Annotated in this window: 12 protein-coding genes; 5 read left to right on the plus strand and 7 right to left on the minus strand. The window is 68.3% G+C overall.

The window, feature by feature from the left end; translation table 11 throughout:
- Positions 1 to 26: 26 nt before the first annotated feature.
- Positions 27 to 1,412, minus strand: coding sequence for a multicopper oxidase family protein (locus ACSSVZ_RS07475; RefSeq protein WP_453969168.1), 1,386 nt, complete (start codon positions 1,410 to 1,412; stop codon positions 27 to 29).
- 255 nt (positions 1,413 to 1,667) lie between these two features.
- Between ACSSVZ_RS07475 and ACSSVZ_RS07480 the strand changes: the two genes are divergently transcribed.
- Positions 1,668 to 2,378, plus strand: a complete 711-nt coding sequence (locus ACSSVZ_RS07480; protein WP_453969169.1) for a helix-turn-helix transcriptional regulator — start codon at positions 1,668 to 1,670, stop codon at positions 2,376 to 2,378.
- A 51-nt stretch (positions 2,379 to 2,429) separates the two neighbouring features.
- Positions 2,430 to 2,801: a VOC family protein gene (locus ACSSVZ_RS07485; protein WP_453969170.1), complete on the plus strand. Its 372-nt coding sequence runs from the start codon at positions 2,430 to 2,432 to the stop codon at positions 2,799 to 2,801.
- Between the two features lie 106 nt (positions 2,802 to 2,907).
- On the opposite strand, the gene groL is transcribed toward ACSSVZ_RS07485, so the two are convergent.
- Positions 2,908 to 4,542 carry a chaperonin GroEL gene (gene groL / locus ACSSVZ_RS07490; RefSeq protein ID WP_453969171.1) on the minus strand — a complete coding sequence of 545 codons (1,635 nt, stop codon included), beginning with the start codon at positions 4,540 to 4,542 and terminating at the stop codon, positions 2,908 to 2,910.
- A 49-nt stretch (positions 4,543 to 4,591) separates the two neighbouring features.
- On the minus strand, positions 4,592 to 4,906 hold the full coding sequence (groES, locus tag ACSSVZ_RS07495) for a co-chaperone GroES (protein WP_453969172.1): 315 nt from the start codon (positions 4,904 to 4,906) through the stop codon (positions 4,592 to 4,594).
- A gap of 336 nt (positions 4,907 to 5,242) precedes the next feature.
- Between groES and ACSSVZ_RS07500 the strand changes: the two genes are divergently transcribed.
- The 3 genes from ACSSVZ_RS07500 (at position 5,243) to ACSSVZ_RS07510 (ending at position 7,722) form a co-directional block, all read left to right on the plus strand.
- Positions 5,243 to 5,512, plus strand: coding sequence for an usg protein (locus tag ACSSVZ_RS07500; RefSeq protein WP_453969173.1), 270 nt, complete (start codon positions 5,243 to 5,245; stop codon positions 5,510 to 5,512).
- A gap of 142 nt (positions 5,513 to 5,654) precedes the next feature.
- Positions 5,655 to 6,017 carry a PH domain-containing protein gene (locus ACSSVZ_RS07505; protein ID WP_453969174.1) on the plus strand — a complete coding sequence of 121 codons (363 nt, stop codon included), beginning with the start codon at positions 5,655 to 5,657 and terminating at the stop codon, positions 6,015 to 6,017.
- A gap of 436 nt (positions 6,018 to 6,453) precedes the next feature.
- Positions 6,454 to 7,722, plus strand: coding sequence for a hypothetical protein (locus ACSSVZ_RS07510; RefSeq protein WP_453969175.1), 1,269 nt, complete (start codon positions 6,454 to 6,456; stop codon positions 7,720 to 7,722).
- 94 nt (positions 7,723 to 7,816) lie between these two features.
- On the opposite strand, the gene hslU is transcribed toward ACSSVZ_RS07510, so the two are convergent.
- The 4 genes from hslU to dnaJ form a co-directional block, all read right to left on the minus strand.
- Positions 7,817 to 9,202, minus strand: a complete 1,386-nt coding sequence (hslU, locus tag ACSSVZ_RS07515; protein ID WP_453969176.1) for an ATP-dependent protease ATPase subunit HslU — start codon at positions 9,200 to 9,202, stop codon at positions 7,817 to 7,819.
- A 69-nt stretch (positions 9,203 to 9,271) separates the two neighbouring features.
- Complete coding sequence (hslV, locus tag ACSSVZ_RS07520; RefSeq protein WP_453969177.1) at positions 9,272 to 9,832, minus strand: ATP-dependent protease subunit HslV; 561 nt, start codon at positions 9,830 to 9,832, stop codon at positions 9,272 to 9,274.
- 112 nt (positions 9,833 to 9,944) lie between these two features.
- Complete coding sequence (locus tag ACSSVZ_RS07525; RefSeq protein ID WP_453969178.1) at positions 9,945 to 10,583, minus strand: class I SAM-dependent methyltransferase; 639 nt, start codon at positions 10,581 to 10,583, stop codon at positions 9,945 to 9,947.
- 94 nt (positions 10,584 to 10,677) lie between these two features.
- Positions 10,678 to 11,814 carry a molecular chaperone DnaJ gene (gene dnaJ, locus ACSSVZ_RS07530; RefSeq protein WP_453969179.1) on the minus strand — a complete coding sequence of 379 codons (1,137 nt, stop codon included), beginning with the start codon at positions 11,812 to 11,814 and terminating at the stop codon, positions 10,678 to 10,680.
- Positions 11,815 to 11,893: the final 79 nt, after the last annotated feature.

The raw sequence follows: 11,893 nt of genomic DNA on the forward strand, positions 1-11,893 counted from the left end.
CGCGCGATGCGCATCCGTGCGCACCGTCAGCTGACCCGGAAGAAGCCGGTCATGCCGGTCTTCTGGTGCTCGATGATGTGGCAGTGGAACACCCAGTCGCCGGGATTGTCGGCCTTGAGCGCGAGCTGCACCTTCTCGTCCGGCCGGATCAGGTAGGTGTCGGTGTAGAGCGGCAGTACCGGGCCCTTGGTCGACTGCAGGACCTTGAACGTCATGCCGTGCAGGTGCATCGGGTGCGAATGCGGCGTCCGGTTGGCGAGTTCGAGGACGTAGGACCGGCCGAGCTTCAGCTCGTAGAGCGGTTCATGGGGATCGGGTGTGTCGCCCGACCACGGCACCTTGTTGATGGCCCAGAAATTGTAGCCGAGCGAGCCGCAGAAGCTCTCGGTCACCGGGGCGCCCTCGGCGGTGGCGGAGAGGGCGAGGGGCAACACCGGGGCGTTGCCGAGTTCGGCCTCGCCGATCGGGTTCCGGGGCAGCGCGGTGACGTCGGCCAGGCTCCGGCCGAGCGGCTGGCCGGTCGCCCGGAAGCTGGCGATCTCGTAGGGGCTGCTGGTCTGGTAGTTCATCAGCCGCGCCGTCGCGCCTTCCTCCGTCGGCATCAGCACGGCGAGGTCGAGGCGCTGGCCGGGGCCGAAGGTGAGCGTGTCGAACGGGAAGGGCTCGGCCACCGGATTGCCGTCGATCGCGATGACCATAGCCGTCGCACCCTCCAGCCCGAACCGGTAGATTCGCGTCACGTCGGTGATGGCGATGCGGACCCGCGTGAGCCCGCCGGCCGGCGCGTCATAGCGTGGCGCCACCTTCCAGTTCGCCGTCTTCACGGTGCCGAAGGTGCCGGAGCGGGCGGCGGTGCGCGGCTTGAACTGGGCGATGAACTGGCCCTTGCCGTCGAGCCGCCAGTCGCGGAGGTTGAGGGCGACCTCGTGGTCGAACGGCGGGTCGTCGGGGTTCTCGACGATGAACAGCCCGGCCAGCCCGTGCCCCATCTGGGTCAGCGTGTTGCAATGGGGGTGGTACCAGAAGGTGCCGGCGTCCGGCGGCGCGAAGGCGTAGTCGAAGGTCTGGTTCTGGTAGATGTAGGGCTGGGTGAGGAAGGGCACGCCGTCCATGGCGTTGGCAATCCGCAGGCCGTGCCAGTGGATGGTCGTCGGCTCGCTCAGGCCGTTGATCAGCCGGGCCGCGAACGGATCGCCCTGGCGCACCCGGATCACCGGCGGTTCCGGGCCGTCGTTCCAGGTCATTACGCCCCTGGTCGGCGACTTGCCGTCGAGGACGGCTTCGATTTCGTGCGCCCTGAGCGCCATCGGCGCCGCCGCGCGCACCGCCCGCCAGCCGCCCGCGATCCCCAGGCCGATGCCGGAAAGGCCGAGAAGCCCGCCCGCCTTCAAGACGTTTCGACGCGTGATCACGGCTGATTACTCTTTCGAAGCGCGTTGAGATCTCGATCTTTAATTGGAATTATTCAAATAAAGACGGACTTACTGGATTTCGTGCGTGTAAAGTCGGCGTGAATCCATGATTGGGCGCCCATCCGCGCATATGCAATGCGGCGTTCTTTCGCAGTCCTGTCGTGGGTCGGCCGGCCTGGCCCGGGGGCACCGGGAGCTTTCGGTGTCTGCCGATCCTGCCGTGATCTGGCAGCAGGGACGTGCGATGGTCGCGCCATGTCGCGCTCCCAACGCCTGTTCGACCTTCTGGATCTCTTGCGCGCCCGCCGACGGCCGGTGAGCGGGCAGGCGCTTGCCGACGGCCTCGGCGTCAGCCTTCGCACCGTCTACCGCGACATCGCCAGCCTTCAGGCGCTGGGTGCCGACATTCAGGGCGAGCCGGGGGTGGGCTACGTGCTGAAGCCCGGCTTCCTGATGCCGCCGCTGATGTTCTCCATCGAGGAGCTGGAGGCGCTGATCGTCGGCTCGCGCTGGGTCGCGGAGCGGGGGGACGACCGGCTGAAGGGGGCGGCGGCGGGCGCGCTGTCGCGCATCGCGGCGGTGCTGCCGAAGGACCTCCGTGACGAGCTCGACGCCTCGACTCTCGTCATCGGCCCCGGCCGGGAGATCCCCCCGGACGGGCTCGATCCGGCGCTGCTGCGCGCGGCGATCCGCGCCGAGCGCAAGCTCGCGATCGACTATGGCGATGCGGCGGGGGCGGCGTCGCAGCGAACCGTCTGGCCGTTCGCGCTCGCCTTCTTCGATCAGGTGCGGGTGCTCGCCGCCTGGTGCGAGCTGCGCCAGGACTTCCGGCATTTCCGCACCGACCGGATCCGCTCGGCCGAGATGCTGCCCGAGCGCTATCCGCGGCGGCGGCAGGTGCTGGCGCGGGAATGGGAGACGGCGCGGAGGCAGCGGCAGGCGAATGCGACTGCTGACAAAAACTGACAGCAGGGGCGTCCAGGGTCGGTTCATCGCAACACGGCAACGGAGCCGACCATGACCGACCATACCGTTCTTCTCTACGTGTCCAGCCCCGAAGCGAGCGCGCGCTTCTATGCCAACCTGCTGGGTCTGGAGCCGGCCTTCGTCAGCCCGCCATTCGCCCTCTTCAAACTGGCCTCCGGCACCGAGCTCGGCCTCTGGGATCCGACCGTCATCCAGCCTGCGCCGGAGGGCGGCCCGGGCGGCGGCGAACTCGGCTTCAAGGTGGCTAGCCCGGAGGAGGTGGATGCCACCCACGAGGCCTGGAAGGCGAGGGGGGCGACGATCACGCTGCCGCCGACCAGCCTCGGCTTCGGGCGCAGCTTCGTCGCGGTGGACCCGGATGGCCATCGGCTGCGCGTCTACGCGATGACCCACGACGCCTGAGCGTATCCGTCCCGACAGCCCAACAGAAAAAGGCGCGGGATTGCTCCCGCGCCTTTCGTGTTCGTCAGAGGCCCGTTCCGGCAGAGCCGGTCGGGTCTCCTGGAACTTAGTAGTCCATGTCGCCCATGCCGCCCGGCATGGCGGGAGCGCCGCCATCCTTCTTGGGCTTCTCGGCGACCATCGCTTCGGTGGTGATCAGTAGGCCGGCGATCGAGGCGGCGTCCTGAAGGGCGGCGCGCACGACCTTGGTCGGGTCGATGATGCCCATCTTGAACAGATCGCCGTACTCGCCGGTCTGAGCGTTCCAGCCGAAGCCGAACGACTCGTTCTCGAGGATCTTGCCGACGATGACCGAACCCTCTTCGCCCGCGTTGATGGCGATCTGGCGGGCCGGAGCCTGAATGGCCTTGCGGACCATGGCGATGCCGGCCTTCTGGTCGGCGTTCTCGGAGTTGAGGCCTTCCAGCACCTTCATGCAGCGCAGGAGAGCGACACCGCCGCCCGGAACCACGCCTTCTTCGACGGCTGCACGGGTGGCGTGCATGGCGTCGTCGACGCGGTCCTTCTTCTCCTTCACTTCGACTTCGGTCATGCCGCCGACGCGGATGACGGCGACGCCACCGGCCAGCTTGGCAAGACGCTCCTGAAGCTTCTCACGGTCGTAGTCCGAGGTGGTCTCCTCGATCTGCGCCTTGATCTGCGACACGCGGGCTTCGATGTCGGACTTCTCGCCGGCACCGTCGACCACGATGGTCTCGTCCTTGGAGATCGACACCTTCTTGGCGCGACCGAGCATGTCGACCGTGACGTTCTCGAGCTTGATGCCCACGTCCTCGGAAACGACCGTGCCGGCGGTCAGGACGGCGATGTCCTGCAGCATCGCCTTGCGGCGATCACCGAAGCCCGGCGCCTTCACGGCTGCGACCTTCAGGCCGCCGCGCAGCTTGTTGACCACGAGCGTGGCAAGCGCCTCGCCTTCGACGTCCTCGGCGATGATCAGCAGCGGACGACCGGACTGGACGACGGCTTCGAGTACCGGCAGAAGCGCCTGCAGGTTGGAGAGCTTCTTCTCGTGGATGAGGATGTAGGGATCCTCGAGCTCGACGCGCATCTTGTCGGCATCGGTGACGAAGTACGGCGAGATGTAGCCGCGGTCGAACTGCATGCCTTCGACGACTTCGAGTTCGGACTCGAGCGACTTGGCTTCCTCGACGGTGATGACACCCTCGTTGCCGACCTTCTGCATCGCCTCGGCGAGGAAGCTACCGACTTCCGTGTCGCCGTTCGCCGAAATCGTGCCGACCTGGGCGATCTCTTCGTTGGAGGAGATTTCCTTGGCCTTCGCGGCGAGCTCGGCAACGACGGCGGCGACGGCGAGATCGATGCCGCGCTTCAGGTCCATCGGGTTCATGCCGGCCGTAACGGCCTTGGCGCCTTCCTTGACGATCGCCTGGGCGAGGACGGTCGCCGTGGTCGTGCCGTCACCGGCCATGTCGTTGGTCTTCGAGGCCACTTCGCGCACCATCTGGGCGCCCATGTTCTCGAAGCGGTCTTCCAGCTCGATCTCCTTGGCGACGGTGACGCCGTCCTTGGTGATGCGCGGGGCGCCGTAGGACTTTTCGATGACCACGTTGCGACCCTTCGGGCCGAGGGTCACCTTGACCGCGTTGGCCAGCGTGTCGACGCCCTTGAGCATCTTGTCGCGAGCGGCGGTCGAAAACTTAACTTCTTTGGCAGCCATAGTGATGTTCTCCCTTGAGAGACTGCGTTGACGGCAAGAGCCGTGCGGATTACGCGGCGGCCTTGGCGGCGGCGGTCCCTTCCAGGACACCCATGATGTCGCTCTCCTTCATGATGAGGAGATCTTCACCGTCGATCTTGACTTCGGTGCCGGACCATTTGCCGAAGAGGACGCGGTCGCCGGCCTTGACGTCCGGCGTGACGAGCTCGCCGGCTTCGTTGCGGGCGCCCGGGCCGACGGCGACGACTTCGCCCTGCTGCGGCTTTTCCTGAGCGGTGTCCGGAATGATGATGCCGCCGGCGGTCTTGGTTTCGGATTCGATACGGCGGACGACGACGCGGTCGTGAAGCGGCCGGAACTGCATGATGTGTTCCTCCTAATGAACCAGATTTCTGATTTCGGTGACTGAGAGTCCTCCGCACGGCGGCCGCATCCGTCTTCGGCATGCGGGCCGTGTGGTGCTGAGATGGGAGGCTCCATCACCGGTAGCAAGGTACCTGACACACTTTCTTGGCACTCGCCAGAAGAAAGTGCTAACAGGCGGCCGCGCAATCGAAGCCGGACGGCGCGGCGCCGGTGGCAGCAATCGAGGAGATGTGCTGCTAAGTTTCTGAAATCTTTGAGAGAATGGAAAAGCCGGCTTGCCAGCGGCGGGGTTGCAATGCACCATTTCAGGGTCGCTTGCAACACCGAGGCTCCGATGATCGATTCCGCTTTCGACCGACAGCTCGACGGCTACGGACTGACCACCGCGAAGATCCTCTACCGGATGCCGGATCACCCCGGCCTGCTGCAGACCTATCTGTGGCAGGACTACGATCTTGCGCCGGCCTTTCCCGAGCTCAACCGCTTCCTCGACTTCTGGCGCCGCGAGCTCGACGGCACGCTGCACTCGGTCGACGTCGGCTACCGGCAGCTGATCGGCGGCTGGGAATGGCGCTCGGTGGACTCGCTGTCGCAGCTCCACTGATTTCGTCGGCGCGAAACCGTCGGGATTTGGGTAGGGTGGCCGACGGGCCGGCGCGGCCGGCCCCCGTGTCGTACGTGCGTCGTCGCGCGCCGGCATCGTCAGCCCGCCCACGTGTGCCCTTCCGCAGGTCAGGAAACGCCCGATGCCCGTCCGCTACCAAGCCCATCCGTCGATGTTCAAGAGCCACCCGTTCCTGTTCGTCCTGTGCGTGATCCTGATTCCGGCGGTGATCGGCGTGGTCGCCCTCGTCGTCTGGTGGCTGTTCAACCGGGCCACCACAGTCACCGTCGGCGAGGAGCGGATCTCGCTGGACCGCGGGCTGCTGTCGAAGGAACACACCGAGATCGAGCTGTCGTCGATCCGCACCGTGAAGATCGACCAGTCGCTGCTCGACCGCATGCTCGACGTGGGCACGCTGCGCATCTACACCGCCGGCGACACACCGGAACTGGAGATGAAGGGTCTGCCGGAACCGGCGAAGCTGCGCGAGGTCTTGCGGCCCTGATCCGGGACTGCGGCGGAACGCCGTCCGGCCAGCCGCGTTTCCGTCGGGGCCGGGGCCGGGGCCGGGGCCGGGAAGGGCGATGGGCACCGTTTTCCGAGGGGGCCGTTCCGCCTGCCGTTCCGGCCGGCCGGCGGCCTCTCCGGCGGCAACCGTGGGACGGGATTGCCGGCCGAACCGTCGGAGTCCGGCGATTTTTGCCGGAATTCGTAATGTTCGCTCCGGCTTCGCCACACCATCTCCCAGTTTCAGCGTAGATGTTCGGCGCGAGAGGCGTTGAACATCGCATCCGGAAGTGGATGCTCATCACACCTGTGCCGGCGCAGACCGCCCGCACCAAGGCGACAACGGCGTTCCGAACCCGCCCGGGTCCGGGGCGCACGACGGGAGAGACCTTTTGACCACAGCGCGATTTCGCTGCAGCGCCTGCGGAGAGCCGTTGGTTCGTCCCGTTCTGAGCTGTCCCTATTGCGGCGCTTTCCGCTCGGCCGTCTCCCTCGACGGCACGGCGGTGGCGCCGCCGCGCAGCGACGGCGAGCTGCCCGGGACGGACGACCGCGCGCCGGACGAGGCGCTGCGCCCGGCCGACGCCGCCGCGCCTTCCGCAATCGAGGACGAGACGCTTCCCGCCGACGCGTGGACCGCAGCGCCGCCGGCCGATCCCGGTGCGGACGTGACCTACCTGCCTGCGGAGCCGTTGGCGGATCCCGACCGATCCGCACCGCCGCGCGATGCCGGCGAGCCGGGTTCGGAGGAGGATGCTGGCCCGGAGGACGACGCCCCGCAGGCGCCGCCCGGGCCTCCGGCTCCCGACCGCATTCGTGACGACCGCGCCGTCCTCGGCGCGGTGCCGGCGGCCGCGCGGGCCGGCGAGCCTGCAGCCCCGCGCGGCCCCGGACGGGTCGAGCCGTCGCTGTCGGGCGGGCGCCAGCGTCCGCTCGCCGCCGATGCCCGGCGGACCGGCCGCCTCGACCGCGGAGCGGCGGCGCCGGTGACGGACGACGATGCGCCGGTCGAGCCGGAACACGGCGAGGGCGCGGCGCCGGAGCCGCCGCGCGAGCCTGCGGTCCCGCGGCCGCCGGCGCGGCGCCGGCGTGCCGGCCCCGACCTGTCGCGCCGCCGCGCCGGCGAGGCCGCGGCCGCCGGCAGCGCCTGGCTGGCATCGGGGTCGGACCGCGACGCCGAGGAGGACGATCCGTCGATCGACGACGTGCTGCGCGATGCGGAGCACGAACCGCGGCGCCGGGGCTGGGGCCGATCGTCCGCCCGGACGGCGGACGCGGATGGGCTTTTGCCGGAGGAGGAACGGCGCCGCGGCGGCAAGGGCGGCTGGATCGCCCTGCTGCTGTTCCTGCTGGTGATCGCCGGTGGCGTCGGCTACGCGGCCTACTGGATCGACAAGGCCGGCATCGCCGACCTGCTGCGAAGCCCCAACCGCGAAGTCTCCAGCCTCGGCGAGGCGGACGAGATGACGGTTCCGGCCGACTGGACCAGCGTGGTGACGCCGGGCGCCGGCGGCGCGACCGAAGTGCTGGTGACCGCCGACGGGCCGTTCCGCATGCGCGTCGACGGCACCGTCTACACGCTCGACGGCAGCACGGCGGTGCGCGTGCCGGTCAAGACCTCGACGCTTCTGGAGCTGAAGGCGCTGGGCGATCCGGTGACGGCCAGCATCACCCGCCTCGGCGAGGCACCCGCCGCGCAATAGCGCCCGGCGGGCCCGCCCGGGCTGCGGATGCACGGGGGCGCCGTCCCGATCGGATCGGGACGGCGCCTCGCGTCGCGCTTTCGGGGCCGGCGTCCTACAGAATGAACCGGCTGAGGTCGGTGTTCTTGGCCAGTTCGCCGAGGTTGGTGTTCACGTAGTCCGCGTCGATGGTCACCGTGTCGCCGGCGCGGTCGGAGGCGGTGAACGAGATGTCGTCCAGCACCCGCTCGATCACCGTCTGCAGCCGGCGGGCGCCGATGTTCTCCACCGAGGCGTTGATGTCCACCGCGATGGCGGCGATCGCGTCGATGGCGTCGTCGGTGAAGACGAGATCGACGTCCTCGGTCTTCAGGAGCGCGATCGACTGGCGGATGAGGCTCGCCTCGGTCTCCGTGAGGATGGCGCGGAAGTCCTCCTTGGTCAGCGGCTTCAGCTCGACGCGGATCGGCAGGCGGCCCTGCAGCTCGGGCAGCAGGTCGGCCGGGCTGGAGACATGGAAGGCGCCGGAGGCGACGAACAGAACGTGGTCGGTCTTCACCGGCCCGTGCTTGGTCTGCACGGTGGTGCCCTCCACCAGCGGCAGGAGGTCGCGCTGCACGCCTTCCCGGGAGACGTCGCCGGAGCGGCCGCCGCGCGCGGTGATCTTGTCGATCTCGTCGAGGAAGACGATGCCGTTGTTCTGCACCTGGGAGACGGCTTCCTGGACCAGGCTCTCGTCGTCGATCAGCCGGTCGGACTCCTCGTTGATGAGCACCTCGTAGGATTCCTTGACCGTCGTCTTGCGGGTCTTCTTGACGTTGCCGAAGGCCTTTCCGAGCACGTCGGAGAGGTTCATGACGCCGACGTTGCCCTGCATGCCCGGGATGTCGAAGTTCGGCATCGACGGCGCCTGGACGACCTCGATCTCGATCTCCTTGTCGTCGAGCTCGCCGGCCCGGAGCCGCTTGCGGAAGCTGTCGCGGGTGGCCGGGCTGGCGTTCTTGCCGACGAGGGAATCGAGCACGCGCTCTTCGGCGGCGAGATGGGCCGTCGCCCGCACGTCCTTGCGGCGCCGCTCGCGCACCTGAGTGATGCCGATCTCCACCAGATCGCGGATGATCGATTCCACGTCGCGGCCGACATAGCCCACCTCGGTGAACTTGGTCGCCTCGATCTTGATGAACGGCGCGTTGGCGAGCTTGGCGAGGCGGCGGGCGATCTCGGTCTTGCCGACGCCCGTGGGGCCGATCATCAGGATGTTCTTCGGCATCACCTCGTCGCGGATCTCGTCGTCGAGCTGCTGGCGCCGCCAGCGGTTCCTGAGGGCGATGGAGACCGCCCGCTTGGCCGCGTGCTGGCCGATGATGAACCGGTCGAGCTCGGAGACGATCTCGCGGGGCGAGAAGTTGGTGAGCGGCGTGTAGTCGCGCCGCTTGGAGCCCCACTGCCGCTCGGGCTCGGTGGCCGGCTCCTGGACGTCGGAAGAGGAAAATTCGGTCATGGCTGACTTTCGGAAGGCGTTGGGGAGGTCGCGCGGGGGCGTCGCGATCGGCGGCTCGGGCTGCCGTCGTCAGGCGCCCCTGGCGAGCCGCTCCACGGTGAGTTGGCCGTTGGTGTAGACGCAGATGTCGCCGGCGATGCCCATGGCGCGGCGGGCGATCTCCTCGGCGTCCATGTCGGTGTCCATCAGGGCGCGGGCGGCGGCGAGGGCGTAGAGACCGCCGGAGCCGATGCCGACGACGCCGTGCTCGGGCTCCAGCACGTCGCCGTTGCCGGTCAGCACCAGGGTGGTGTCGCGGTCGGCGACGATCATCATCGCTTCCAGGCGGCGCAGGTAGCGGTCGGTGCGCCAGTCCTTGGCGAGCTCGACGCAGGCGCGCATGAGCTGGCCACGATACTGCTCGAGCTTCTGCTCAAGGCGCTCCAGGAGGGTAAAGGCATCGGCGGTGGCGCCCGCGAAGCCGGCGATGACGTCGCCGTCGCCGATGGGCCGCACCTTGCGGGCGTTGTTCTTCATCACGGTCTGGCCGAACGAGACCTGACCGTCGCCGGCAATCACCACCGCATCGCCCTTGCGCACGCCGAGAATGGTCGTGCCATGCCAGCCAATGGGATCGGGAGGGGACGTCATAAGCACCTCGATTGAACGAACGCGCGGCCCGTGACGGGCCGCGGAGGGTCGGTGGGTCGAGGGAGATGTAAGTTTCCGGGCGCCGATTGCAATTCCGCGCGCACCCGGCGTGTCAGGCGGCGAGGGTGGAGGCGGCCCCCTCGGCGTCGACGACGCGGCGATAGAGCCAGACGCGGGCCGGCGGCACGTTGCGGACCACCCACGAGGTGCGGGTCACGCCGTAGCGGCCGTGGACCTCGGGCACCGGCGGCACCAGCGCGTAGGAGAACTGGATGAACGGGGCGCCCGGGCTCATCAGCTCCAGCGCGTCCTCGATCAGCTTCTGGCGCATTTCCAGCGGGCGGGTGAACAGCGGCAGGCTGGAGACGACGCCGGCCAGCGAGCCGGCGATCGGCCGGCCGATCACCTCGGCCATGGCGTAGGCATCGCCCTGGATCACGGTGGCGCGGGGGAAGCGCTCTTCCAGCAGCGTGCAGAAGTCGGCGCTGTATTCGATCAGCACCAGGCGGGACTCGTCGATGCCGCGCTTGACCAGCGCGTCGGTGACGACGCCGGTGCCGGGTCCCAGCTCGACGATCGGGCCCGGACACTCCGGGTCGACGAAGCTCGCCATCAGCCGCGACAGGGCGGCGCCCGACGGCGCCACCGCGCCGGTGGTCAAAGGTCGCTCGACCCAGGCGCGCAGGAAGCGGACTTCATCGACGAATCGGTCGGAGAACCTGCGGGCGTGGGTCCGGGCAATGGCAAGCATGAGAAGCCTTCACGTTACAGTCGGCGGGGCGCACTGACGCCTGATCCCAGGCAAAATTACGGCGAACGCGTCTGAGCCTCGCGGCGACCAGACCCTAGCTTCCCAGGCCTTCGAGGAAATCCTTCACCCGGGAAAAGAAACCATGCGATTCTGGATGATTATCCTGAGATGCCTCTTCTTCAAAGGCCTCCAGCAGCTCCCGCTGCCTTTTCGTCAGATTGCGTGGCGTCTCGACGACAACCTGGATGTACATGTCGCCGTATTGGGAGCTGCGGATGATCGGCATGCCCTTGGATTTCAGGCGGAACTGACGGCCGGTCTGGGTGCCGTCGGGCACCTTCACCCGGGTCTTCTCACCGGACACCGTGGGCACCTCGAAATCGCCGCCCAGCGCCGCCTTGGTCAGCGAAATCGGCACGCGGCAGAAGATGTCCGCGCCCTCGCGCTGGAAGAAGGCGTGCGGCTTGATCGACAGGAAGATGTAGAGATCCCCGGACGGTCCGCCCATGACGCCCGCCTCGCCCTCGCCGGCGAGCCGGATGCGGGTGCCGTCCTCGATCCCGGCCGGGATGTTGACGGAGAGGTTGCGCTCCTGGGCGATGCGCCCCTCGCCGGAACAGACGTCGCAGGGATCTGTGATGATCGAGCCGCGGCCGTGGCAGGTCGGGCAGGCCCGCTCCAGGGTGAAGAAGCCCTGGGTCGCCCGGACGCGGCCGGCGCCCTTGCAGGTCTGGCAGGTGGTGGGCGAGGTGCCGGGCTTGGCGCCGGATCCGGAGCAGGTGACGCAGGTGACCGAGGTCGGAACCTCGATCGCCACGGTCTTGCCGGTGAAGGATTCCTCGAGCGAGATTTCCAGGTTGTAGCGCAGGTCGGCGCCACGCTCGCGCCCGCCGCTGTTGGGCCGGCGCTGGCCCATGCCGAAGAACTCGTCGAAGATGTCGGACATGGCGGAGGCGAAGTCGCCGCCGAAGCCGGCCTGCCCGCCGCCACCCCCGCCCATGCCGTTCTCGAAGGCGGCGTGGCCGAACCGGTCGTAGGCGGCGCGCCGCTGCTGGTCCTTCAGGACGTCGTAGGCCTCGCTGACTTCCTTGAACTTGGCTTCAGCCTCGGCATTTCCCGGATTGCGGTCGGGATGATACTGCATCGCGAGCTTGCGATACGCGCCCTTCAACTCGGTTTCGGTCACCTGGGCGTGGACGCCGAGAACCTCGTAGTAGTCGCGCTTGGACATCGGCTGCGTAACTCTGCTTGCAAAAATCCGAGCGTCCCTGGTCTCCGCGTCGCCGGCAGGGTCCCGCCAAATCGCGGAC

The sequence above is a fragment of the Amorphus sp. MBR-141 genome, assembly GCF_053628695.1.